Source organism: Flagellimonas olearia (assembly GCF_009184425.1).
GTDB classification, from domain to species: domain Bacteria; phylum Bacteroidota; class Bacteroidia; order Flavobacteriales; family Flavobacteriaceae; genus Flagellimonas; species Flagellimonas olearia.
The window spans coordinates 1,423,447-1,446,351 of sequence record NZ_WELG01000001.1; the positions used below are offsets into that span (position 1 = coordinate 1,423,447).

The 22,905-nt window shown below is 45.0% G+C and carries 23 protein-coding genes; 17 read left to right on the forward strand and 6 right to left on the reverse strand.

Annotation, left to right across the window (positions count from 1 at the left end):
• Nucleotides 1-40: 40 nt before the first annotated feature.
• From F8C76_RS06150 to F8C76_RS06190, 9 genes are all read left to right on the forward strand, one after another.
• Nucleotides 41-544, forward strand: a complete 504-nt coding sequence (locus tag F8C76_RS06150; protein ID WP_152130899.1) for a VOC family protein — start codon at nucleotides 41-43, stop codon at nucleotides 542-544.
• Between the two features lie 11 nt (nucleotides 545-555).
• Nucleotides 556-1,890 (forward strand): M28 family peptidase, encoded by a 1,335-nt coding sequence (locus tag F8C76_RS06155; RefSeq protein WP_152130900.1) that lies wholly within the window; start codon nucleotides 556-558, stop codon nucleotides 1,888-1,890.
• Between the two features lie 42 nt (nucleotides 1,891-1,932).
• Nucleotides 1,933-3,546 carry a M1 family metallopeptidase gene (locus F8C76_RS06160; protein WP_152130901.1) on the forward strand — a complete coding sequence of 538 codons (1,614 nt, stop codon included), beginning with the start codon at nucleotides 1,933-1,935 and terminating at the stop codon, nucleotides 3,544-3,546.
• A gap of 1 nt (nucleotide 3,547) precedes the next feature.
• Nucleotides 3,548-4,126 carry a YdeI/OmpD-associated family protein gene (locus tag F8C76_RS06165; protein ID WP_152130902.1) on the forward strand — a complete coding sequence of 193 codons (579 nt, stop codon included), beginning with the start codon at nucleotides 3,548-3,550 and terminating at the stop codon, nucleotides 4,124-4,126.
• The gene (locus F8C76_RS06170) at nucleotides 4,123-5,547 is read left to right on the forward strand and encodes an amidohydrolase family protein (protein WP_170283987.1); all 1,425 of its coding nucleotides are present in this window, start codon (nucleotides 4,123-4,125) and stop codon (nucleotides 5,545-5,547) included. The genes F8C76_RS06165 and F8C76_RS06170 overlap by 4 nt, the downstream gene beginning before the upstream one ends.
• 29 nt (nucleotides 5,548-5,576) lie before the next feature.
• Nucleotides 5,577-6,860: a metal-dependent hydrolase family protein gene (locus F8C76_RS06175; protein WP_152130903.1), complete on the forward strand. Its 1,284-nt coding sequence runs from the start codon at nucleotides 5,577-5,579 to the stop codon at nucleotides 6,858-6,860.
• Between the two features lie 112 nt (nucleotides 6,861-6,972).
• Nucleotides 6,973-10,176: a WD40/YVTN/BNR-like repeat-containing protein gene (locus tag F8C76_RS06180; protein ID WP_152130904.1), complete on the forward strand. Its 3,204-nt coding sequence runs from the start codon at nucleotides 6,973-6,975 to the stop codon at nucleotides 10,174-10,176.
• A complete protein-coding gene (locus F8C76_RS06185; protein ID WP_152130905.1) occupies nucleotides 10,176-10,892 on the forward strand; it encodes a DUF2490 domain-containing protein in 717 nt (238 codons plus the stop codon). Before F8C76_RS06180 ends, F8C76_RS06185 begins: the two co-directional genes overlap by 1 nt.
• A 68-nt stretch (nucleotides 10,893-10,960) precedes the next feature.
• Complete coding sequence (locus F8C76_RS06190; RefSeq protein ID WP_152130906.1) at nucleotides 10,961-12,172, forward strand: bifunctional alpha/beta hydrolase/OsmC family protein; 1,212 nt, start codon at nucleotides 10,961-10,963, stop codon at nucleotides 12,170-12,172.
• Between the two features lie 12 nt (nucleotides 12,173-12,184).
• Here F8C76_RS06190 and F8C76_RS06195 read toward each other — a convergent pair whose 3' ends face one another.
• Nucleotides 12,185-12,391: a hypothetical protein gene (locus F8C76_RS06195; RefSeq protein ID WP_152130907.1), complete on the reverse strand. Its 207-nt coding sequence runs from the start codon at nucleotides 12,389-12,391 to the stop codon at nucleotides 12,185-12,187.
• Nucleotides 12,392-12,551: 160 nt separating this feature from the next.
• On the opposite strand from F8C76_RS06195, the gene F8C76_RS06200 reads away from it, so the two are divergent.
• The 6 genes from F8C76_RS06200 to F8C76_RS06225 all read left to right on the forward strand — a co-directional run bounded on the left by F8C76_RS06200 (nucleotide 12,552) and on the right by F8C76_RS06225 (nucleotide 16,174).
• Nucleotides 12,552-13,139, forward strand: a complete 588-nt coding sequence (locus F8C76_RS06200) for a superoxide dismutase family protein (protein ID WP_152130908.1) — start codon at nucleotides 12,552-12,554, stop codon at nucleotides 13,137-13,139.
• Between the two features lie 48 nt (nucleotides 13,140-13,187).
• The gene (locus tag F8C76_RS06205; protein WP_152130909.1) at nucleotides 13,188-13,409 is read left to right on the forward strand and encodes a (4Fe-4S)-binding protein; all 222 of its coding nucleotides are present in this window, start codon (nucleotides 13,188-13,190) and stop codon (nucleotides 13,407-13,409) included.
• Entirely contained in the window at nucleotides 13,409-13,708 is a 300-nt protein-coding gene (locus tag F8C76_RS06210; protein ID WP_129652747.1) for a GNAT family N-acetyltransferase, read from the forward strand. The genes F8C76_RS06205 and F8C76_RS06210 overlap by 1 nt, the downstream gene beginning before the upstream one ends.
• A 72-nt stretch (nucleotides 13,709-13,780) precedes the next feature.
• Complete coding sequence (locus F8C76_RS06215) at nucleotides 13,781-14,308, forward strand: RNA polymerase sigma factor (RefSeq protein ID WP_152130910.1); 528 nt, start codon at nucleotides 13,781-13,783, stop codon at nucleotides 14,306-14,308.
• 4 nt (nucleotides 14,309-14,312) lie between these two features.
• On the forward strand, nucleotides 14,313-15,107 hold the full coding sequence (locus F8C76_RS06220; protein WP_152130911.1) for an anti-sigma factor: 795 nt from the start codon (nucleotides 14,313-14,315) through the stop codon (nucleotides 15,105-15,107).
• Between the two features lie 71 nt (nucleotides 15,108-15,178).
• Entirely contained in the window at nucleotides 15,179-16,174 is a 996-nt protein-coding gene (locus F8C76_RS06225; protein ID WP_152130912.1) for a bifunctional helix-turn-helix transcriptional regulator/GNAT family N-acetyltransferase, read from the forward strand.
• Between the two features lie 96 nt (nucleotides 16,175-16,270).
• On the opposite strand, the gene F8C76_RS06230 is transcribed toward F8C76_RS06225, so the two are convergent.
• Entirely contained in the window at nucleotides 16,271-16,921 is a 651-nt protein-coding gene (locus tag F8C76_RS06230; RefSeq protein ID WP_152130913.1) for an OmpW/AlkL family protein, read from the reverse strand.
• A gap of 150 nt (nucleotides 16,922-17,071) precedes the next feature.
• Nucleotides 17,072-18,052, reverse strand: coding sequence for a CorA family divalent cation transporter (locus tag F8C76_RS06235; protein ID WP_129652752.1), 981 nt, complete (start codon nucleotides 18,050-18,052; stop codon nucleotides 17,072-17,074).
• A 197-nt stretch (nucleotides 18,053-18,249) separates the two neighbouring features.
• Here F8C76_RS06235 and F8C76_RS06240 point away from each other — a divergent pair, with 197 nt between their 5' ends.
• Nucleotides 18,250-18,666, forward strand: a complete 417-nt coding sequence (locus F8C76_RS06240) for a mechanosensitive ion channel family protein (protein ID WP_249042367.1) — start codon at nucleotides 18,250-18,252, stop codon at nucleotides 18,664-18,666.
• Between the two features lie 87 nt (nucleotides 18,667-18,753).
• On the opposite strand, the gene F8C76_RS06245 is transcribed toward F8C76_RS06240, so the two are convergent.
• The 3 genes from F8C76_RS06245 to F8C76_RS06255 all read right to left on the reverse strand — a co-directional run bounded on the left by F8C76_RS06245 (nucleotide 18,754) and on the right by F8C76_RS06255 (nucleotide 21,545).
• Nucleotides 18,754-20,037: a tetratricopeptide repeat protein gene (locus F8C76_RS06245; RefSeq protein ID WP_152130915.1), complete on the reverse strand. Its 1,284-nt coding sequence runs from the start codon at nucleotides 20,035-20,037 to the stop codon at nucleotides 18,754-18,756.
• A 67-nt stretch (nucleotides 20,038-20,104) separates the two neighbouring features.
• Nucleotides 20,105-20,833 carry a DUF4331 family protein gene (locus F8C76_RS06250; protein ID WP_152130916.1) on the reverse strand — a complete coding sequence of 243 codons (729 nt, stop codon included), beginning with the start codon at nucleotides 20,831-20,833 and terminating at the stop codon, nucleotides 20,105-20,107.
• Nucleotides 20,834-20,855: 22 nt separating this feature from the next.
• Nucleotides 20,856-21,545, reverse strand: coding sequence for a DUF4331 family protein (locus F8C76_RS06255; RefSeq protein WP_152130917.1), 690 nt, complete (start codon nucleotides 21,543-21,545; stop codon nucleotides 20,856-20,858).
• A gap of 167 nt (nucleotides 21,546-21,712) precedes the next feature.
• Between F8C76_RS06255 and F8C76_RS06260 the strand changes: the two genes are divergently transcribed.
• Nucleotides 21,713-22,903, forward strand: coding sequence for an LETM1-related biofilm-associated protein (locus F8C76_RS06260; RefSeq protein ID WP_152130918.1), 1,191 nt, complete (start codon nucleotides 21,713-21,715; stop codon nucleotides 22,901-22,903).
• Nucleotides 22,904-22,905 lie beyond the last annotated feature (2 nt).

Below are 22,905 nucleotides of genomic sequence, written 5' to 3' on the forward strand. Positions count from 1 at the left end.
CTTTTTGCTACTTTCATGGGATTTCTAAAAAAGCCTCTTTATGAAAACCCACTACCTTTTCTGCCTCATTTTGGCATTGACCTTCAGTACTGTACAAGCGCAGGACGAATATGAAAGACTGACCGTGTCTATTGGGGTGGTCGTCTCGGACCTCGAAACCTCCATTGATTTTTACACCAATATTATGGGTATGGAGGAAACCGGCGAACTGGACTTGGACAGTTCCTTTGGAAAAGCTTCTGGATTGACCGGCGGAAGGCCTTTGTTGGTAAAAATTTTAAAGCTAAAGAACAGTCCGGATGCCACAGAGTACAAATTGGTGTCGTTCGGAAACGATAAAACCGGTTTTGACAAACACATACAGGATCAAAACGGAATGCAGTATACCACCTTCTTTATAAAATCCACAGAAGACATCATAAAACGAATCCGCGAAAACAATATCGAATTTTTGGGGGACACCCCTATAAAACTGCCTGATGGAAGGACTTTTATCCTTATTCAAGATCCTGATGGAGTTTTTATTGAAATTGTAGGCAATTAAAATCCATTTTAATGAAACAAAGCATAGCGTTTATTTTTTTAATATTTAGTCTATCCATTCTAACCGCGCAGGATGACACCCGAATATATGACATCATCAATGCGGTTTCCGCGGAACGGATAGAGAAAGATGTAACCACCTTGGTCAACTTCGGCACCAGACACACTTTGAGTGATACCACCTCACAAACTAGGGGAATAGGAGCTGCAAGACGATGGATCAAATCAGAATTCGAAAACATTTCTTCCGATTGCAATGACTGTTTGGAAGTTTTCTACCAAAAGGACCTGATCAAAAAAGGCGAAGGTGCCCGGATTGTAAAGGATGTTTGGGTAGTAAACGTGGTGGCCATCAAACGGGGCACCAAATACCCCAACCGCTTCATCATCATGAGTGGGGATATTGATTCACGGGTGAGTGACCCCAATAACTTTACTTCGGACTCACCGGGAGCCAACGACAATGCCAGCGGTATGGCAGGAACCCTTGAAGCCGCAAGGGTACTTTCCCAATATTCATTTGAGAGCAGTATCATCTTTGTTGGGCTCTCCGGGGAAGAACAAGGACTTTATGGTGGCAGGGGCTTGGCCGCGCATGCCAAGCAAAACAACTGGGACATTGTTGGGATTTTCAACAACGACATGATTGGCAACATCACCGGAGTGGATGGCGTGGTCAGCAATCGGGATTTCCGTATTTTCTCGGAACCCGTTCCCCCCACCGAAACCGAGGAAGAAAGACGCGCCAGACGTTTTTATGGCGGTGAAGTGGACGGTATCTCACGCCAATTGGCCCGATATGTTTACAAAACCACCAAAACCTATATGCCCGAGATGAACCCCATGCTCATCTATCGTTTGGACCGTTTTGGCCGCGGTGGGCATCACAGACCTTTCAACGATGCCGGTTTTGCGGGGATACGTATCATGGAAGCCCATGAAAACTATACCCAACAGCATCAGGATATCCGTTTGGAGGATGGTATCGCCTATGGCGATGTCCTGAAACATGTAAACTTTGGGTATGCCAAAAAATTGACTACCGTAAATGCGATCAATTTGGCTTCCATAGCTTGGGCACCTCCCGCACCGACAACCGTTGAAATAGGAGGAATTGTAGAACCCGCAGCCAAATTAAAATGGAGCAAGGTAGACGGTGCTGTAGGATACAAGATTTATTGGAGGGATACCACCTCCCCAACTTGGGACAATCACAGATACGTAGGAGACATCAATGAGTATACCCTGACCGGCATTGTCATTGACAACTTTTTCTTTGGTGTGGCCGCTGTGGGCAAAGATGGACATGAAAGTCCGGTGGTTTTTCCAAACAAGGTTTTTAGATAAAACGAATGACGCGTCTGGTTGAGATGCTTTTATAGAATGGATATGAAACACTATTTTATACTATCAGCATTCATATTGGGAGTTTGCACCGCATCCGCCCAAAATTTTACCCGTCAGGACACCCTAAGGGGAAGCATTACCCCAGAACGGGCATGGTGGGATTTGAATTACTATGACCTCAATGTAAAGATTGAGCCTGAAAAAAAGTTCATCTCAGGACACAATCTGGTGCGCTACAAAGTGCTCAACGCCGCAAAAGTGTTGCAAATTGATCTGCAGGAACCTATGCAAGTAACATCCGTGACCCAAGATAATCAAGCGCTAGAGGTCACTTCCGACGGAAATGCACACTTCATTACCTTGAAAAAGGAACAAGTTCCGGGTGAGTTCAACACTATCAATATCCATTTTTCCGGTCATCCCCGTGAGGCCGTTCGAGCTCCTTGGGACGGCGGTTTTTCATGGAAAGAGGATACCCAGGGAAATCCTTTTGTGGCCACATCCTGCCAAGGATTGGGGGCCAGTGTGTGGTGGCCCAATAAGGACCACATGTACGATGAGGTAGATAGCATGCGAATTAGTGCAACCGTCCCGAAAGATTTGATGGATGTTTCCAATGGGAAACTGGAAAGTATAGAGGAGAATGGCGACTTTAAAACCTATAATTGGTTCGTGGCCAATCCCATCAATAATTATGGAGTGAATGTGAACATAGGCAACTATGTCCATTTTGGTGAAAAATACGATGGTGAAAAAGGTGCTTTGGATGTGGATTATTATGTGCTGCCAGAAAATCTGGAAAAAGCCAAGGCGCAGTTCAAACAGGCCCCAATGATGCTCAAAGCCTTTGAACATTGGTTTGGCCCCTACCCTTTTTACGAAGATGGGTTTAAACTGGTGGAAGTGCCCTATTTGGGCATGGAACACCAAAGTTCGGTCACCTACGGCAACCAATACGCCAATGGCTACTTGGGCCGCGACCTCTCCGGTTCCGGATGGGGCCTTAAGTTCGATTTCATCATCATCCACGAAGCGGGCCACGAGTGGTTTGCCAACAACATCACTTACAAGGACATTGCCGATATGTGGATCCATGAAGGCTTTACGGCCTATTCCGAAAATCTCTATCTGGATTACCATTACGGGCCCAAAGCCGCTTCGGAATATGTTGTGGGTACCCGTACCAATATTCGGAATGATCAACCAATTATTGGCCCTTATGGTGTCAACCAAGCAGGTTCGGGAGACATGTACTACAAAGGAGCTAATATGCTCCATACCCTCCGCCAACTCATCGAGGATGATGAATTGTGGCGCCAAATTTTAAGGGGACTGAACAGCGAGTTCTACCATAAAACCGTGACCACACAGCAAATTGAGGACTACATCAGCAAAAAGACCAAAAAAGACCTTTCCGCTTTTTTCAACCAGTATCTGCGCACCACCATGATTCCAAAGTTTGAATATCAACAAAATGGGAGTTCCATAACCTACAGGTATGTGGATATTGTGGAAGATTTTGATATGCCCATTCGTGTCTTTGTGGATGGCAACGAGCAATGGCTCTTCCCAAATTCAGAATGGAAAACCGAATCCCTCAAGGGGAATGAGTTGATTTTTGATCCTAATTTTTATATCGAAACCCAAAAAATCTGATGTGAACCAACTTCCCGAACACTATTTCCAAAACGACTCCGAATGGCGGGATTGGCTGCATGAAAACCATGATAGCTCGGATGGCATCCATCTCATTTTTTTCAAAGTGGAACACCATATGGAAAGTATGCGATGGGAGGAGGCCGTGAGGGTCGCCCTTTGCTACGGGTGGATAGACAGTACGGTGAAAAGTCTGGGCGATGGCAAACGGAGACAATATTTCTGCCCTAGAAAACCCAAAAGTGTATGGAGCAAACTTAACAAAGAGCACATCAAAGACTTGAAAGCCCAAAAATTGATGCACAAAAGTGGATTGACCACCATACAAGTTGCCAAAGAGAATGGCTCTTGGTCCGCATTGGACGATGTGGAAAACGGAGTGGTTCCCGAGGACCTTCAACAGGCATTCAATCAAAACAGGGAGGCTCAAAAGAATTTTGAAAACTTCACCCATAGTCAGCGTAAAAGCTACTTGTATTGGCTCAATCAGGCCAAGCGGGAAGATACCCGACAGAAACGGATAGCTGAGATTGTGGGAATGTCGGCCCAAAACATCAAATACCGAACCTTAGGAAGATGAAACATAGCATCAAAACATTGGTAATATCCACATTGATCCTACTCGCCTTAGCCTGTATGGACAAAAATTCCAAACAACAGGTGGACCTAGCCATAACCAATGCGCAGGTCATCCATCTTGAAACAGGGACCGTGGAGACCCAGGACATCTTTATTTCCAATGGGAAAATCCAGGCAATTCTGGATGTAGGTACCGAGAACACCTTCGAGCCCGATACTCTTATAGACGCTACCGGAAAATTTGTACTTCCCGGTTTTTGGGACAATCACATTCATCTTAGAGGTGGTGATTCGCTGGTGGCCAACAACAAAAACTTCTTGAAACTGTTCATTACCAATGGGATTACTACGGTCCGCGACGCAGGCGGGGATCTCACGCCTTCCGTCATCCAATGGAAAAACCAGATTGCATCCGAGGATTTGGTGGGACCTACCATTTATACATCGGGGCCAAAAATTGATGGTCCCAATGCCACATGGGCGGGCTCCCTTGAGGTGGAAACTGAAGAAGATGTGAAGAATGCCTTGGATTCCCTTCAGGAATTGCAGGTTGATTTCGTCAAACTTTATGACAGCCGGATTTCGGGTGGGAATTACCTCAACGCCATCAAAGAGACCCAAAAAAGAGGTATGACCGTCTCGGGCCACATGCCTTTTACGGTTACGTTGAAGGAAACTGTGGAGGCTGGCATGGATGCCATGGAACACCTCTATTATATCATGAAAGGGTGCGCCAGCAATGAGCTGGAGGTAACGGAAAAACTTAAATCCGGAAAAATGGGCTTTTGGGATGCCATGCCCGCACTAATGCAAGCGTATTCAGACTCAACCGCACAAAAGACTTTTACCATGTTGAAAGGTCATGATGTCTTCGTGGTCCCTACGCTGCATATTGGAAAAACATTGAGCTATTTGGATGAAGTGGACCATTCCAACGACCCCTACCTGACATACATGGGGCAAGGAATCATCCAAACCTATCAAGGAAGGATTACACGGGCCATGAGTGCTTCGGAAGAAGTCCGAAAAGACCGGAAGGAGTTGGATACTTTTTTTGGACAACTGGCCCAATCCCTGAACAAGGCCGGGGTGAAACTCTTGGCGGGTTCGGATAGTGGTGCCTTCAACTCCTACACCTATCCAGGTATCTCGCTCCACAAAGAATTGGAAGCCATGGTTCAGAACGGAATCCCTCCTTTGGATGCGTTGCGTACATCAGCCTATAACGGTGCACAGTTTTTGGATAAATCCAGCAACTATGGTAGTGTTTCCAAAGGAAACGTATCGGATTTGGTGATTTTGGATGACAATCCTTTGGAAGATATTCGCAATACGCAACACATTTATACGGTGGTCAAGGGAACCCAAGTGTTCTCCAAAAACCAGTTACAGGAACTATTGAACTCTGCTATCATGGATTGATGCCTATTTCAATTTTAAAACCATACACAATGATCCATTCCTCTTCAAAAATCAAGGTAAGCCCAAATATTTGGGGACTTTTATTGCTATTTCTGCTTGCCATACCTATAAAAGCACAAGTTTTATTGGTCCCTGACCGGGTATTTGATGGCGAAGAAATGCATTCCAATTGGGTAGTGGCGGTCAATGGTAATCTAATTACCTATGCTGGTCCAGAAAGTGGGCTGAAAAAAGTCAACTCCTATACCAAACAAGAGCTGAAAGGGATGACCCTGATGCCCGGAATTATAGAGGGGCATTCACATCTGTTGCTGCATCCCTACAACGAAACGGACTGGAACGATCAAGTTTTAAAGGAATCCCCGGTGGAACGAGCCATACGAGGGAGCGTCCATGCCAAAAAATCCCTAATGGCCGGGGTAACGACCATGCGCGATTTAGGCTCGGAAGGTGCCGGATATACCGATGTCTATTTAAAAAAGTGTATTGATGACGGAATCATCCCGGGACCTCGATTATTGGTAGCCGGACCTGCCATCGTAGCTACGGGGGCCTATGGGCCAAAAGGATTTCACGACGGGGTCCGCGTTCCCTTGGGTGCCGAACCCGTAAGTGGAAGGGACGAAGCCATCAAGGAGGTTAGGAATCAAATGGGGAAGGGTGCGGACTTGATCAAAATTTATGCAGATTACCGTTGGAGCCCAGGTGCAATCCCGCAACCTACCTTTTTACAGGAAGAAATCGATGCCATGGTAGCCACTGCCACCACTGCAGGCAAATATGTTGTGGCCCATGCCGGAACCCCCGAAGGGATGCGGCGAGCCATCTTGGGTGGTGCCGAGACCATAGAGCATGGGGATTGGGGCACCATGGATATTTTCAAGCTGATGAAAGAAAAAAATGTGGCCCTCTGCCCTACCTTGGCTGCCGGCGATGCCATTGAACGGTACAAAGGATGGAAAAAGGGGAAAGAGGCCGATACGGACCGCATTGCAAAAAAGAAGCAGTCCTTTGCCTTGGCCCTACAGTCCGGAGTGGACATTGTCTTTGGAGGTGATGTGGGCGTATTCCCCCATGGAGAAAATTATAGGGAACTCGTACTTATGGTCGAATACGGAATGCAGCCCCTCAAGGCTTTACAATCGGCCACATCAGTGAACGCAAGGGTATTCCATCTAGAAAATCTGGGAAGCATCAAAAACAACTTTTTGGCCGACCTCATCGCCGTGGAAGGCAATCCCCTTACCCACATTGAACAGATGCAACACGTACGGTTTGTTATGAAAGATGGGGTGGTCTATAAAAGCGAATAGACCATTCAATTCAAATAGAGAGGGTTTCCCCGCAGTCTGGTTCCAGTTAACATCCTTTTAAGAATTCCACTTGGGGTTTTTGGTATCTTTAGGCGACTAATTGACCTTAAAAATGAAAAAGCCTCTTTTCCTATTGATGCTCTTTGCATCAATATCCCTTTTTGCCCAAGAATTTTCAATGGATTTGGTTCAGGATATGAAACCAAGAAACATAGGCCCAGCCGGAATGAGCGGACGTGTTACCGCCATTGATGTGGTCCATTCCAATCCTGACATCATGTATGTGGGAACCGCATCGGGTGGTTTGTGGAAATCCACCTCTGGGGGTATCCAATGGGAACCCATATTCGACCATGAGGTTACTGCCTCCATCGGCGCGGTTGCCATCCAGCAATCCAACCCATCCGTAATTTGGGTCGGTACCGGGGAGGGAAACCCCAGAAATAGCCTCAACGGAGGGTATGGCATCTACAAATCCTTGGATGGTGGTAAAAGCTGGAAATCCATGGGGCTCGAAAAAACACGTCACATTCACCGAGTCATCATAGACCCTACCAATCCTGATATCGTCTATGTTGGGGCCATTGGCTCCCCTTGGGGCGAACACCCTGAACGGGGTGTTTTTAAAACCACCGATGGCGGAAAAACGTGGGAAAAGGTACTGTTTGTAAACAACAAAACCGGGGTGGCCGATTTGGTCATGGACCCCACCAATCCCAATAAATTGATGGCGGCCATGTGGGAACATAAACGTGACCCTTGGTTCTTCAAATCCGGTGGTGAAGGCAGTGGGCTGTACATGACCCACGATGGTGGCACCACTTGGAAACAAATCACCGAAGAGGACGGTCTGCCCAAGGGTGACCTGGGGCGTATTGGTATCGCCATAGCCCGAAACAAACCCAACGTGATCTACGCCTTGGTCGAGGCCCAAAAAAATGCCTTGTACAAGTCGGTCGACGGTGGGTTCAAATGGGAAAAAATCAACGATAAAAACGATATTGGCAACCGCCCTTTTTATTATTCCGAAATCTATGTGGATCCCCAGAACGAAAACCGGGTATACTCGGTGTTCACTTACATCAATGTTTCAGAAGACGGGGGCAAAAACTTCTCCCAATTGATGCCGGCCTACGGTGTGAGCAATGGGGTACATCCCGACCACCATGCCTGGTGGATACACCCGACCAACGGACAGTTTATGTTGGACGGTAATGACGGTGGGTTGAACATCACCAAAAATGGAGGTAAGACATGGCGATTCATTGGTAATCTACCTGTGGCACAATTTTATCATATCAATGTGGACAATGAGTATCCCTACAATGTATACGGAGGAATGCAAGACAATGGTTCTTGGCGAGGTCCCGCCTATGTGTGGAGGGACCAAGGGATTCGGAACAGCTATTGGCAGGAAATTGCCTTTGGTGATGGTTTTGATGTCATCCCGGATAAAGATGACAGTCAATTTGGATATGCCATGAGCCAGCAAGGCTACGTGCGTCGTTACGATTGGAAAACAGGAAATGACTATACCGTCCGACCAACCCACCCCGACCCCAAAGTGGAGCTCCGTTTCAACTGGAATGCAGCCATAGGCCAAGACCCTTTTGATACCAGCACGGTATATTTTGGAAGTCAATTTGTCCATAAATCCACCGATAAGGGATTGACGTGGGGGGTCATTTCACCGGACCTAACCACCAATGACCCAGAAAAGCAAAAGCAGGGTGAAAGTGGCGGGCTTACCATGGATGCCACCGGTGCGGAGAACCATTGCACAGTTATTGTCATAGAGCCTTCGCCCGTGGAGAAAGATATGTTGTGGGCCGGTACGGATGATGGCCGGGTACACTTTACCCAAAATGGAGGTGCCACATGGACCGATGTCACCAACAACATCAAAGGATTGCCCAAAGGCAGTTGGATTCCCCAAATCAAAGCATCCCAAAAAAATAAAGGAGAGGCCCTATTGGTCGCCAACGATTACCGAAGGTTCAACTATACGCCCTACGCCTACCGGACCAAGGACTATGGAAAAACCTGGACCCGTATCGTGGACCAAACTGATGTGGAAAGCTATACGCTGAGCATTTTGGAAGACCCGGAAAATCCCAATCTTATGTTTTTGGGAACCGATGACGGCCTCTACATTTCCTTCGATGCAGGTTCCAAATGGCAAAAATGGGACAAAGGATTCCCTACGGTATCCACAAAAGATTTGGCCTATCACCCCAGAGAACAGGATTTGGTGATCGGCACCTTTGGAAGGGCGGCATGGGTTTTGGATGATATCAGACCTTTAAGGGCCTTGGCGGAGAACAAGGCGCTGTTGCAAAAGGATATCAGCCTGTTTAAAAGTCCCGATGCCTATTTAGCTGCCTACCAACAACCCACGGGAAGCCGTTTTGGGGGAGATGCCCTATACAATGCCGAGAACAGGCCCTCGGGAGCCATGATTACGTACTACATCAAAGATGTAGCGTCCAAGAAAGATGACAAAAAAACCGACGAAACCAAGGATGCCGCTTCCGAAGAGGATAAACCCAAAGAGAAGACCAAAGATTCCATCTTCTTTAATTTTTATGATGGCGATAGGCTCATCAGAACCTTAAAATACAAGACACCCAAAAAAGCCGGGTTCCATAAGATTTACTGGGAATTGGACGAGAAAGCCCCTGCTTCCCCGTCAAGGACCATTGTAAAAAACCCGAGGGAGTCGGGCGGATTATCCGTTAAACCAGGCACCTATAAAGTGGTGGCGCACTATGGCGGGCAAAAGGATTCCACAAGTGTGACCGTAAAAACGGACCCGCGGTTGAATACGTCTATGGCTTCCATCAATGAGGTGTATGCCCTGGGCAAAAAATTGGAAGGCTTTACACAAACCGCCGCCGATGCCGTAAAACAATTGGTGGAGAACAAGAATTTGGCCAACAAATTCCAAAAAGAACTCCAAGACCTGGACAAGGAAAAATTCAAGGAGCAGATTGAGGCTTCAAAGAACATCATAAAAGAAATAGATTCCGTAATTGCCCTGTATTTGGGCAAGGAGGACAAGCGCCAAGGCATTACCCGAAACCCGGAGCCATCAGTGGAACAAAGACTTGGTACGGCCAGTTATTATGTGAGCAGCCGCCAGTCTGGAATCACTGAAACAGAAAAAAGATTGGTCCGCTTTGCGGAAGATGAATTAAAGTCGGCCTTGGACAAGACCAATGCCTTCTTCAACGAAAAATGGAAACCGTATCGCGAATCCATCGAAGCCTTGGATATATCACCTTTTAAAGAAACAGAAACCTTTAGTTTAGATTAATGCAGCATAGAAAAAGAAAATTGCTTTCGACCCTTTGGGTCGCACTTACCGTTACCGTAATATTGAATGCCCAAGAACCTGGAGAGGACAAATGGGGGGCTTGGTATATGTATTTTGGAACCAACAAGATTGCCGAACGCCTTAGTGTTCATACCGAGGCCCAATTCCGTTTTTATGAGACCACCAGCAATTTTAACCAGTTGTTGTTGCGTACCGGGCTGAATTACCATATCAACCCCAATGCCATTGCCACCATGGGGTATGGTTTTATCAAGACCGATGGTTCTTTTGATGAGCCCCTTGGCGGATTGGATGGTAGGGAGCATCGAATCTTTGAGCAGTTTATCCTGAAAAACAAGGTTTGGGAATTACTTTTTGAGCATCGTTATCGTCTGGAACAACGCTTTTTGGAATTAGGGAATGCTACGGACACCCAGCACAGGGCACGTTACCGTATCCAAATGACCTTGCCGCTCACCGACACCTTTTTTCTTAATTTTTATGATGAGTTGTTCATCAACCTACAGGATGACCTGTTCGGACAAAACCGTTTGTACGGTGCCGTGGGGGTTCATCTCACGGAGAACAGTAGTGTGCAGTTGGGGTACCTCAGAAACCAGTTTGCCAATGCCGTTTATGATCGGTTACAGATAGGTTTCTTTTTTAATCCCGACTTAAGAAAAGTCTTTGCCAAAAAGGCCAAGGACGAAAGTTAAATATGTATGGCCCCTTTGAGGTAATGGTGAATGGGCCTGTTTTATGTCTATTAACCTAAAAAAGCATCATGGGGCTACAAAAAGTAACATTCAACAATAGAGAGGGCCAGACTTTGGCGGGACGCTTGGAGCTGCCCGTAGACCAGCACCCACATAATTTTGTGTTGTTTGCACATTGTTTCACTTGCACCAAAAACCTTTTGGCCGTTGCCCATATTAGCCGTGCTTTGACCTCCAAAGGTTTTGGGGTGCTCCGTTTTGACTTTACGGGCTTGGGAGAGAGTGAAGGGGATTTCGAAAACACCAATTTTTCTGGCAACGTTCAGGATTTGGTGGCTGCTGCGGACTACTTGAAAGACAATTATAAAGCCCCAACCTTGATCATTGGCCATTCCCTTGGAGGTGCGGCATCTATATTTGCTGCTGCCAAAATTGCTTCCGTGAAAGCGGTAGCCACTGTGGGTGCGCCTTCCAGCCCCGCACACGTAAAGCATTTGTTGAGAAGTGAGCTCGATGAGATAGCATCTACTGGTAAAGCCACCGTAAACCTAAGTGGAAGGGACTTTACCATCAAAAAACAGTTTTTGGATGATTTGGAGAACAATTCCCTCACAGCTACCGTCAAAAATCTTAGAAAAGCGCTATTGATCCTGCATTCTCCCCAAGACCAAATTGTAGGGATACAAAATGCCGAAGAACTTTATGTGGCTGCCCATCACCCCAAGAGTTTTATTTCCTTGGATGGTGCCGACCATCTGTTGTCCAACAAAAACGATTCTATATATGTTGGTGAAGTCATTGCGGGTTGGGCTACTCGATATGTGGATATGGCACCCCATGAATCCTTAACAACCCAACATCAAGTGGTGGCCAGTTTGGATGCGGAGGACGGATTTACCACATCCATGAAGGTGGGAAATCATTTTATGACTGCTGATGAACCTATATCCTACGGAGGAAATGATTTTGGACCATCGCCCTATGAGTTGGTTTCCGCAGGACTTTCTGCCTGCACGGCCATGACCATTCAAATGTATGTGAAACGGAAAGGATGGCCCCTCACCAATGTGGAAGTGCATACTTCTTATGAGAAAACCCATGCGGTGGATTGTGAAAATTGCGAAAGCGAAGGAACAAAAATTGATACCTTTTACCGGGAAATACAATTGACAGGGGCCTTGGATGAGCAACAAAAAGCCCGAATCCTAGAGATTGCCGATAAATGTCCGGTGCACAAAACCTTGCACAGCAAAACGCAGGTAATCAACAAATTGATTTAAGTAGTAAGAGGTTTACAGTCGTAGGTGACGGATATCAAAATAATCCAATTCCAACTCAATTACGGCATTGTAGATATTGCGTAATGATTTTACATACTCTCTTTGGTTGATATAGCCTTTTAGTTTGTTTTCTTTCAAACGGTGGTATACCTTACAAAAAGACCTTTTCTTTTTGCAGTAGATCAAGAAGTTGATATAGTCCGTGGCTGTACTGACCAAAATGAGTGTTTTGTGTTGAAATACATTAGTACTTCTATAACGGCCCCACCCTTAAAATCGTATGCTTTCCTTTGGAAAACCATCAAGTGATTGATGGGGAAAATTGTTGACACCTCCCCAAATAATGATTACCTTAGACTGAACCTAAAAATTCTTTCTAATGAAAAAAATACCCGCAGCGGTAATTGGATTGGCATTGATGACCGTCTTTAGCTGCAAGCAAGTAAAAAAAGAAGCGGAAGAGACATCCGAAGAAATAGAGGAAACCGTTGAACAGGTGGTAGAAACCATGGAACCTACATCCATTTCCTTCAAAATGGAACCCAAAAGTGACAGTAATGTCAGTGGTGATGTAACTTTTATGGAAGAAAACGGCACCGTGGTAATGAAAGCCACATTGTCCGGTCTCACCGAAGGGGAACACGCCATCCACATCCATGAGAAAGCCGATTGCTCTTCGGCTGATGGAAAATCTACGGGAGGCCATTGGAACCCAACCTTCCAACCCCACGGTAAATGGGGCGCCGAAGAAGGCTACCACAAAGGTGACATTGGTAATTTTGTTGCCGATGCCGATGGTAACGCCACAGTGGATTTTGCCACTAAGGAGTGGTGCATTGGCTGTGATGATGAAACCAAGAACATTGTGGGCAAGGCAGTGATCGTACACCAAGGTGTGGATGATTTCACTTCGCAACCCAGTGGTGCTGCAGGGGCAAGGGTTTCCTGCACCGGTATTATACAGTAATGAAAAAGGGCAATCTATAGATTGCCCTTTTATTTTTTGAACATTGATATGGAAATCACAAAAGAATACTCCAATGGGGAACTTACTGTGGTATGGAAGCCCAAACTGTGCCAACATGCAGGGATTTGTGTGAAAATGCTGCCCCAAGTCTACAATCCCAAGGACAAACCTTGGATCAAGGCTGAAAATGCCTCAACACAGGAATTAAAAGATCAAATTGCCCAGTGTCCTTCGGGAGCACTGAGCCACTACACCCCTACCGCCCCATAATGAAACAAGAATATCAGCTTGTGGACAACGCGGAAGCCAAACAATTTGAGTTTGATTTGGGCGATGCCATTGCCAAAATAGAATACATCCGCGCCAAGGAAAAAATCTATCTTACCCATACCGAGGTTCCGGAATCCTATGAAGGAAAGGGTATTGGTTCCCAATTGATTCGAAAGACCTTGGAACATATCAAAGCCCATGACCTCACCCTGATTCCCCTTTGTCCGTTTGTTGCCCTGTACCTCAGCAGGCATCCGGAATGGAAATCACTGGTCCTAAAGGGAATAAACATCGCATAGACCATTTATATTGACATTCCGTCGTGAATCCATAATGGGAAAGGCTTTTTTTATATCTTTAGCTGACCCGCTATGGACTTAGACAACCTCATACAAAGATTCCAGAAAAAAGATACGGTAGCTTTTGAGGCTTTGTATGATATGTATGCGGAAAACATATGTGGAGTAATCAACGTGATTCTCAAAGATCCTGAACGATCCCAAGAGCTTTGTCAGGATGTTTTTGTGAAAATCTGGAGTAAATCGGACCAATATGACACTTCCAAAGGTCGCTTTTTTACCTGGATCCTAAACATAGCCCGCAATACGGCCATCGATGAACTGCGCTCGAAAAGCCATAAAAACCAAAAGAAAAACCTCCCAGTGGATTCTCTCGTAGGTATTCATGAAAACAGCGAAGATTTAAACGGAAAAATAGACACTATAGGATTGCAATCCCTATTAAAGGGACTTAAGGATAAATGCATTCTTTTGATTGACCTGCTCTACTTTAAAGGGTTTACACAAAAAGAGGCTGCGAAAGAACTAAAGACACCAATAGGAACCATAAAAACACGGATTAGAAGTTGTATTTCCGAAATTCGGAAAAATATGGCATAGTAAAATGGATGTGAAGGAGTACATAGCATCAGGAGTTTTGGAACTCTACGTGGCAGGCGCATTGAGCCCCGAGGAAAACTTGGAGGTACAGCACTACGCCCTACAATACCCTGAGGTGAAGTCAGAGATTGAAGCTATTGAGAAGTCCATTCTAGAGCTTACCCGGACAACCTCGCCCAAACTATCCAAAGACAGTTTTAAGACCGTCCGCGCCCAATTGGACGACGTCATCCAATTCAAGCCTGAAGCCTCGGAAAGGAAAACTCCTTGGGGCAATTATGTGGGTTGGGCAGCTTCCATATTGCTTGCAGCTGGCCTTATTGGTGTTTACCTGCAGAACAACCAGCTTAAAACCGAGATAGAGATCACCAATCAGGAAAAGGAAAATCTGGAACAAATTCTATCCACCACCCAGGAAAAGGTTATTGACAAGGAAGCGCTTTTACAACAACTTCGGGATAAGAATGTCACTGTGGTGGCGCTAGGCGGACAGGCTGTATCTCCAGATTCGTATGCCAAGGCCTATTGGAACAGGGAAGAGAGTAAGGTCATCATTGATGCCCAAGGGCTTCCTGAACCCCCACCGGGCTATGCCTATCAAGTTTGGTCCTTGAAACTGACCCCGCTCACCCCCACCAGCATTGGTCTTCTAGAAGATTTTGCCACGGATGACAGTAAATTGTTCGCGTTGTCCAATCCCAATGAATCCGAAGCTTTTGGTATTACCTTGGAGCCCGAAGGCGGTAGCGAAACCCCTACTTTGGAACAACTTTATACCTTGGGTGCTGTAGGGCCCTAAATTCACTCTTTATATTTTTTACGTTACCGGTTACTTATTTTTTATATATTTACGTAACTAGTTACACTTTTATGATGACCAATGACTTTCTCCAAGAAATAGCACATTTAGGTTTTACAGCTCGTATAAAGCGGTTGAACGAAAAGATTGTATCCAGCACCCTGGACCACTATTCCCGATTGGGATTACCTATTGAACCCAATTGGCACGTTGTCTTTTTATTGCTGAAAGAAAACGGAAGGCTCACAGTTACCGAAATGGCCAGTGCCTTGGGTTTTTCCCATCCTGCTATCATCAAGATTGTCAAAAAGATGAAGACCAAAGGGTATCTAGAGAGTCAAAAGGACTCCAATGATGGGCGCAAAACCTTTATCTATCTGTCCCAAAAAGGAGAGCGGGCTTTAAGTTCCCTTGAAGTGGAGTGGCATCGTATCCAACAGGTACTCAAGGAATTTGTAAACCCTGATTTTTTGGAGGGATTACGCCAACTGGAACAGGAATTTGACTCCAAAGGATTCCAAGAACGCTATCAGCAACGCTTTGGCCACAAAGGCTTTTACATCCGCACGGCGAAGTCCATGGAATTTGAAGCCATAGGTAGATTGATGGTGGATGTCTACTCAGGTCTTGAAGGATTCCCTAAGGCAGACAATCAGCCCGAATACTATGAAACCTTGGCCAACATAGGTGATTTTACCCAAAAATCCGGCGTTGAACTTTTGGTTGCTGTTTCGTCTGATGAAAAGGTTTTGGGAGCGGTCCTTTATTTTGAGCATATGGAACATTATGGTGCCGGGGGTATAGCAAAACAAGAAAAAAATGCTTCAGGGTTCCGTTTGTTGGCCGTTGACCTGGCAACCAGAGGAATGGGCATAGGGAAAGCCTTAAGTGAAGCTTGTATTGAAAGGGCGAAAACCCGCGGACATCTCAATGTCATCATACACAGCACCTCGTTCATGAAAGTCGCCTGGAAAATGTATGAAAAATTAGGTTTTGTTCCCTATCCAGAGTTGGATTTTAAACAAGGGAAACTCCAAGTCTATGGATTTCGCTTGCCTTTGGGGTAACCTGTTCTACCCATTATTTCCAGGTTTATAATATTGAAGGGCGTTCTGGAATTTCCAGAACGCCCTTCAGAGGATTGGTTAGTATTGAAATATCACCTACAGTTTTACACCTACCCCGAATCCAAATATCCATGGGTTGATATCCACATCAGCCACCACAGTAGCTCCCAATGCCGTAGTGGCATTAACGGTGGCATCTGTATTCAGAAACAGTTTTTTCACATCCACATTTAAAAACCATTTGTCATTGAGCATAAAGTCGAATCCTCCTTGCAATGCATATCCCACGGCGGTATCGTAATCCACATCATCGGCCACAGGTCCCTCATCCACTCCATAAAAGAGGGTAAGGTTCAATCCAGCTCCCACATAGGGCACAAAATCACCACCGGTAAAATGGTACTGACCGGTCAAGGTGGGAGGAAGCAGCCACACATGTCCCAAATCAATATCCCCAACTAAGGTCCCAACAGCTTCCACATCATGTTTTGTGGTGGCCAAAATCAATTCCAAAGACCAATTTTCATCGAAAAAGTAAGAGATGTCCAACTCCGGTACAAACGCAGTGGAAATGGATGCATCCCCACCAATGGCTTCTATATCCGCACTTTCATCTGGCGTCACCACGATTCCTCGAAGTCGGAACTGCCATGGACTACCACCGTCACTCGACGAAGCATCCTGCGCTGTTCCCATGTTGATGAATCCCATTAACGCCATCGCTGCAAAAAGTACTGTTCTTCTCATTTTTTTGAATTTTAAGATGAGACAAAGCTACAATGCGATACATGCAGGAAATATGACGTTTATCATTGGAAAATAAACGTTCACGCCATGTCTTGGACGACATTCAATTAAACAAAAGTCAATGGGCCATCTAAAAACCGGAATGGTGTCTTAAAACCACTTTTTTCGTTTAAAGATGAGTATGGAAATGAGGGTAACGACCAGCATGAGCCCTAAAAGGATAAAATAGCCGTACGGCCACTTGAGTTCCGGGATGTTCTCAAAGTTCATCCCATAGATTCCCGCCAAAAAAGTAAGGGGAATAAATATTACGGAAAAGATGGTCAAGGTCTTCATGACCTCATTGAGGCGATGGCCTTGAATACTGAAAAATAGGTTGATTTGGCTTTCCAACTCCTGGGTATCGGAATCAACATCATTGGCCAAGCCGTTGATCTGCTCCCTGAGCTCACTGAAATATTTGGTATGGAACCCCTTTACCTGTACCCTTTCCAGTCGGGTTACAATGTCCCTCAGGCCATGTGATGCTTTCCGAAAGTGCTGGATCATAGCCTTTTTTTGTTCCACTTCGAACATAAACTCCGGTGTGGGTTCCATTTTGGTGGCACGGTCCAGCATGTTTTCCATCAAAACCATTTCCTCATACTTTTCCTTATAGTTGGAAATCAAGGTCTCCAGGATAAAAAACAGGAGGTAATCGGCCCTCTTTTTTCGTATGATTCCCTTATTATCGAATATCCGTGCCCGTATCCAATCAAAATGATCCCCCCATTTTTCCTGTATGCACCACACAAAATCCTTGGCCACCACAAAAAACATCTGTTCCGACTCCAAGCTTTGGTCTTCCGTCTTTATGATTCGGGCAGCAATAAAAAGCTGTTCTTCCAATTCTATGACTTTATTGCCAAAGTTCTGGTTGAGCAATAACCGAAGGAGAAAATCGTCCAACTCGTTGTGGAGCACCATCTTCCTAAACTCTTCCGTATAGCCCAGACCATAGGTATTCACCCAAGTAATACTCTTGTCATTTTTGGACAATTGCGCATCTTCATCCATGGAAAATTTCCGATTGTAGTAATCCTCAAGGGAATAGTTGATGACCCAGGTATTATTTTCGAAATCTGTAACCATTATTGTAAAAGTAAAACGGGTTATTCGTAGTTTAGAGCAATAAGTTAACCCAAATTTAGCAAGATTGGATCATGGTGGGCGTAATGTCTTTTAAAACCGAAATTTTAGTCACAGGAATTTTACTGGTTGTTGTATTTGTTTTAAACTCTTTGACCAAAAGGGCCATACGGAGATTTGGCAGGACCAGTGCCATTGATATGAACAACAGAAAGATCATCTTTTATCTCAGTAATCTTTTCTTCTATGGCTTTGCCCTTGTTGGAATTTCACTGATTTGGGGAATGAATTTGAAGGATTTCTCCCTTTTTCTTTCCTCAACCCTGGCCATATTGGGGGTAGGTTTTGTGGCGCAATGGTCCATCCTTTCCAATTTAACCGCCAGTGTGATACTGTTTTTTAGCCATCCCTTGCGTTTGGGGGACAGAATCAGGGTATTGGACAAGGATTTTGATTGGACCGGAAAAGTGGAGGATATCAGCGGTTTTTACCTTTTTATGCGAACAGATGATGGTAGAAGGATAACCATCCCTACCAATTTGGTGATTCAGAAAGGTATTGAGATCCTGAAAAACGAAGAAGAAGATACCGATGAAGAGGAATTCATTGAAAATTGATAGGATGCGCCATAAAGGATTCATGACGCATCCAAACAACAACCAAGTAGCAACCCAAAAACCACTACTTTGCCTTCAATTTCCTGCCTATAAACTCAATATGTGATGTTCCTTTACCGGACCCAATTCGTATAGGGCCCCCGTTAGTTCCTGCTTCAGTTCTTGGACCTTTTTATTCTCGCCGTTGGCCTTATAGACTTCAGCTGCTTGACTGAGCGTGGATGGTTCATAGGTTTTTCCCTCAATATGGGTCTTTACCAGTTGTAGGGCTTTTTCCTTTTCCCCCTTTTTTAGATAACTATAGGCCAAAAGACCATACGTTTCAGGGGTAGACCTGTTTTTCACCTCCCGTTTTGCCAACTTCAAGGCTTTTTCGGTAACATCTATAGCAATGAGAAAATCCACGTTATGGGCATTGTACATCTCTCCATAATCCACATTCCCCACCTTTTTATGGAAATTATCCAGAGCTTGCAATTTTAAGGACTCATTACCCATAAATTCAGCGATTTCCGCTTTGAGCAAATCGTATTCCAGTGATTGGTGTTTATGCATGATGCTATCCATAATGCGCAAGGCCTCTTCTCCATTTCGTTCATGGGAATACACGATCCAGGCAATCCCTTTTTTGGCATAAGCATTTTGCGGATCTATCTCCAATGCTTTTAGATAGAGTTTGTATGAATTTTCAATACGACCTGCATGTCCATAAAAGTCTGCCAAATTGGTAGTGGACCATAGTAAAAGGTCCCTGTTGTTGGACATTTTTGCCCTATCATATGCCTTTTCCATAAACCGAATGGCCGTATCCAAGTCACCTTTATGATCATTCCATTTGGCCAACCGGATCAGGTATCCAAAATCCGACATGTTCTGGATACTGTCCAAATACGCATGGGCCTCTTCGTAATTGCCGAGTTCCATTTGCACATCGAACAAGAGAGCCTGCGTGGCATTGACCCCACTTCCTTGCTTTCGTGCCGATCGGGCCAATTCCAAAGCTTCCCTGAACCTATGCTGGGAGATATAATTTCTCGCCAAGGCCCTCATATACCCTGCCTTTCCCAATGCGGCCGCTTCCAATGCCTTTTCCAAGGAGCGTTCTGCCATCTTTAGGTATTTGATATCCCCGGTCCCTTGAAAGAACCGGTTGTATTCACTGGCCACATTGGCCAGTCCCATCGTTTGCAGACTATCCTGTTTTATCTTGGAATCCCATAGCTGGAAATATTTTGAGGTGGTCTTTACGGGGTTGGACGCCAAATAACGGTTATAGTCCTTTTTATCGGTCTTGAATACCCTTTCTTCTTCCTTACATGAAAACAATAGTACTGTGATCAAAAGGATGAGTTTAATTTTTGTTGCTTCCATAATCTTGTTGTTGTTTTTATAAAAAGGGAGAGGACGAATCCTCCCCCCCCTTTCCCTTTCATAGCGATTACTCGGGATCTCCCAAGTAAGGGAAACTTGTTGAAATATCTGCGGTAAGCGCAACCCCGTCCGAAGTCAATCTAGGCAAGTCTGCCATTCCATCATCATCCAAATCCTGACCACTGAAACGGTCTCCTTCCATTCCTCCAAAGAAAAGAATGAGGGACACATCTATAATGTCATCATTGGGGTGTCTGCCCGTCAAGGCCACTTCATCACCATCCGGCACCAAAATGCGACCGTCATTATCAAAATCGGTTCCTGGGTTAAAATAGGTTGTGGGCAAATCAGGGGCCACTTCCAGAACATCTGCCGCCAAAACGGTGGTCAAGGTGGCCGCATCCAATCCCAAAATATTGTTCTCGTAGTCCACATCAGCAGGGTCCAGCCCCAACTTTATGGCATACACATCATGGTATTGTTCCAACCTTGCTTGAAAACCGGCTTGAAAAGTTGTGGACATTTCTGAAGGAATTGTGGTATTGTGCGCATCTTTTACGCTGGGTTCCCCTTCCATGTCAAAACTTAAAGTGGTATTGATGCCGGGGCGCCCTATGTGGTCCACTTGGGCATAGGTTCCCGAAAAATCGGTTCCCATCATATCATCGTCATCATTCATCATCATATCGTCATCCATACCCATTTGATATGGGGCCTCATCATCATTGCTGCATCCAATGACCAATCCTAGGGTCAATATCAGTGCTGCGAAATATATTGCTTGTTTTCGTATCATCTTTTTCAATGTTTTAAGTTGCTTATTGTTTTCTATTTGTTGTCACCCAAGTTTTGTATACCGTAAGTCCCAAGGCATTGGTGGCCGTTGGGGTTCCCAGCATGGCATTGGGGATTTCCACAATAATGGAAAGGGTATTGGCCCCATCAAAAGTGTCCGCTGCCTCTTCTGGCGGAAGGAATCCACCGGGGGCCGATTCCATATCAGGGGAAATGACCGCATTGAATTGGAAGAAATCAAAAAAGAAGGGGTCCTGTCTGGGTCCTGCGAACAACGAAACCCCATTGGTGGTTTCCACAATGGGCGTTGCCCCGGAAATTTCCACATCGCCTAGAGGAGAGTCCATAAGTACTTGACTGTTCAATCCCGTCTGCGCGGGTGCAGCGGGACCGAAGAAGTACATCCTTCCATCCCTAGCAATGGCCTGAATGACCTGGTCTTCTACCAAATCCCCGTCCAAATCTATATTGATTTCGGTAAGTACATCCTCATCAAAGGTGCCATACGCCAATTCTGGCAGCACATTGGATTGGACGTCCACTACGAAAACCGTATTATCTGAACCTTCACTGGGTTCAAAGGCGTAAAAATCGGCAATATCCGAAGTGGTCCCTGCGGTCGAAGGTGCATCAATATGGTCTGCAGACACCAGAACAATTGCCGATGCGACCAAAGCACCTAGACCCATTACATACTTTGTTGTTTTTTTCATGTTACTTGTTTTTAAAGTTTCCTACACCCCTACCTACGCAACCTCTTCTAGGGTGGTTTGGTTTTTAAATGTTAAAAAAAACTTAATGGATTTTTAATGTGAGCTAGGTGCATTGTTCACCATAAAGTCGCATAATTGTTTTACTTTGGTCTGTAAATAATCACCTAATGAACCCTTCTGCTTCTGGATGGATCAAGAAGTTTGGCCACCTTGTAACCAAAGAGGCCTCATATTTTCAAGATTTTGATGGCCTGTACCACGAACTCAAAAGAAGTGGTTTTGTCTTTGGGGTACATTTAAACATTCCGTCCTTTATTGAAGCGGAGCATACCTTGAGTGAGGACGAGATAGCCAAAATCAACCTGCTTACGGCGCTCTATTTCACCTTTCAATTTGAGAAGGGAAAGACCAGCTTCAATCATTTTGTCAATACCGTTTTTGAATATTATCAGTCCTTGGAGGTGGCCCATATCTCCTTTCTGAACAAAATATTGAGTGGTAAGCATACCGAGGCCCAATTGGAAAAATTAATCGATTCCCGAATCTATTTGGGCGGCAATGCATTCAATAGGGCCTTGGGTAGTAGCCTGACCAATTCACTGCTTTATGTAGATGTCCTCATCTTTAAAAACTATTTAAACTCCAAGGAGTCCTTTAAGGAACATGCGCAACTTTTGGAGTACGTCACGATTAACATTGCCTACCATATCCTAAACTCCAAAGAAGCCAAAAAGAATGATGACAAACTCATTCAACTTTTGGATGCCTCCCTCACTTATGTGAATTTGGATGAGGCAAAATTTGATGGTACTTATCTAGACCTTTTGGACGCAAACTTTTCCTCTTTTGAGAAGGATTATTTTTTGGATATGGCCTGCTTGACCATATGGGAAGATAAGTCGATTGACTACACCGAATCCGATTACATTTTTGGTCTCGGAACCCATCTTGGAAAGTCAAAAAAAGAGGTAGAAAACACCCTCGAATATGTGAAAAAATTCTTTGAGGAAAACAAGGAGAAAATTGCTTATTTAAATGACAAGAATTTGGCCCTTCAATTCTATGATGGCATGTCCAAAAATGTGAGCAAACTTATTTTGCGAAACAGCAAAAGACTCAAAAAAGAGCTTCAGGAAAGTAGGGAATTAATGTCGCTTTTGTCTAAATCTACCGTAAAGGATTTAACCGAAGATGAGAAGAAAAAAGTGCAGAACCAACTTATCGATATTTTTAAAAGCATCCCATCCTTGGCCATTTTTATGTTACCTGGAGGGGCGGTTCTTTTGCCTATTTTCATCAAACTCATCCCAAAGTTGCTTCCTTCCGCCTTTGACGATAACCGCATAGAGGAAAATTGACC

Excerpts from the sequence above, each read along its gene's own strand:
- F8C76_RS06150 (WP_152130899.1), top strand. The coding sequence starts at position 41 with ATGAAAACCCACTACCTTTTCTGCCTCATTTTGGCATTGACCTTCAGT.
- F8C76_RS06155 (WP_152130900.1), top strand. The coding sequence starts at position 556 with ATGAAACAAAGCATAGCGTTTATTTTTTTAATATTTAGTCTATCCATT.
- F8C76_RS06160 (WP_152130901.1), top strand. The coding sequence starts at position 1,933 with ATGAAACACTATTTTATACTATCAGCATTCATATTGGGAGTTTGCACC.
- F8C76_RS06170 (WP_170283987.1), top strand. The coding sequence starts at position 4,123 with ATGAAACATAGCATCAAAACATTGGTAATATCCACATTGATCCTACTC.
- F8C76_RS06175 (WP_152130903.1), top strand. The coding sequence starts at position 5,577 with ATGATCCATTCCTCTTCAAAAATCAAGGTAAGCCCAAATATTTGGGGA.
- F8C76_RS06180 (WP_152130904.1), top strand. The coding sequence starts at position 6,973 with ATGAAAAAGCCTCTTTTCCTATTGATGCTCTTTGCATCAATATCCCTT.
- F8C76_RS06185 (WP_152130905.1), top strand. The coding sequence starts at position 10,176 with ATGCAGCATAGAAAAAGAAAATTGCTTTCGACCCTTTGGGTCGCACTT.
- F8C76_RS06190 (WP_152130906.1), top strand. The coding sequence starts at position 10,961 with ATGGGGCTACAAAAAGTAACATTCAACAATAGAGAGGGCCAGACTTTG.
- F8C76_RS06200 (WP_152130908.1), top strand. The coding sequence starts at position 12,552 with ATGAAAAAAATACCCGCAGCGGTAATTGGATTGGCATTGATGACCGTC.
- F8C76_RS06205 (WP_152130909.1), top strand. The coding sequence starts at position 13,188 with ATGGAAATCACAAAAGAATACTCCAATGGGGAACTTACTGTGGTATGG.
- F8C76_RS06210 (WP_129652747.1), top strand. The coding sequence starts at position 13,409 with ATGAAACAAGAATATCAGCTTGTGGACAACGCGGAAGCCAAACAATTT.
- F8C76_RS06215 (WP_152130910.1), top strand. The coding sequence starts at position 13,781 with ATGGACTTAGACAACCTCATACAAAGATTCCAGAAAAAAGATACGGTA.
- F8C76_RS06220 (WP_152130911.1), top strand. The coding sequence starts at position 14,313 with ATGGATGTGAAGGAGTACATAGCATCAGGAGTTTTGGAACTCTACGTG.
- F8C76_RS06225 (WP_152130912.1), top strand. The coding sequence starts at position 15,179 with ATGATGACCAATGACTTTCTCCAAGAAATAGCACATTTAGGTTTTACA.
- F8C76_RS06230 (WP_152130913.1), bottom strand. The coding sequence starts at position 16,921 with ATGAGAAGAACAGTACTTTTTGCAGCGATGGCGTTAATGGGATTCATC.
- F8C76_RS06235 (WP_129652752.1), bottom strand. The coding sequence starts at position 18,052 with ATGGTTACAGATTTCGAAAATAATACCTGGGTCATCAACTATTCCCTT.
- F8C76_RS06240 (WP_249042367.1), top strand. The coding sequence starts at position 18,250 with ATGAACAACAGAAAGATCATCTTTTATCTCAGTAATCTTTTCTTCTAT.
- F8C76_RS06245 (WP_152130915.1), bottom strand. The coding sequence starts at position 20,037 with ATGGAAGCAACAAAAATTAAACTCATCCTTTTGATCACAGTACTATTG.
- F8C76_RS06250 (WP_152130916.1), bottom strand. The coding sequence starts at position 20,833 with ATGATACGAAAACAAGCAATATATTTCGCAGCACTGATATTGACCCTA.
- F8C76_RS06255 (WP_152130917.1), bottom strand. The coding sequence starts at position 21,545 with ATGAAAAAAACAACAAAGTATGTAATGGGTCTAGGTGCTTTGGTCGCA.
- F8C76_RS06260 (WP_152130918.1), top strand. The coding sequence starts at position 21,713 with ATGAACCCTTCTGCTTCTGGATGGATCAAGAAGTTTGGCCACCTTGTA.